The following is a 330-nucleotide window of genomic DNA, read 5'->3' as shown; positions in this document are numbered from 1 at the left end:
TTAGCATCTTTTACATAAACATCCCAGCTTAAATTTGCACCAGAATTAGTATCTACTGAAAGAACATTTCCACTTGCGAAAACAGTTGGAGCTGTAGTTCCGGCTATTACAACTGCATAAGTGTAATTTGGTGTACCGCCAGCTGCTGTAACTGTAATTTCAGAAAGACCATTATTACAGCTAATATTAGTTGATACCGCTGTTAATGTTAATGCATTTGCTGGTTCATTAACTGTTACTGTTGCTGTATTAGTACATCCTGTGGCAGTATCTGTAACCTGTACAGTATACGTTCCTGCTACAGCATTGGTTAATGTTAATGTGTTTCCA

At 37.3% G+C, this 330-nt stretch carries 1 protein-coding gene; it reads right to left on the bottom strand.

Annotation, left to right across the window (positions count from 1 at the left end; all coding sequences use genetic code 11):
* Positions 1–330 (bottom strand): hypothetical protein (locus tag RT99_RS25455; RefSeq protein WP_042566752.1); only part of this gene is annotated, 330 nt, incomplete at both ends.

The sequence above is a fragment of the Flavobacterium sp. MEB061 genome, assembly GCF_000834715.1.
GTDB lineage: Bacteria > Bacteroidota > Bacteroidia > Flavobacteriales > Flavobacteriaceae > Flavobacterium > Flavobacterium pectinovorum.
Note: the sequence above shows the minus strand (reverse complement) of the source record. Positions and strands in the feature narration are given on the sequence as shown.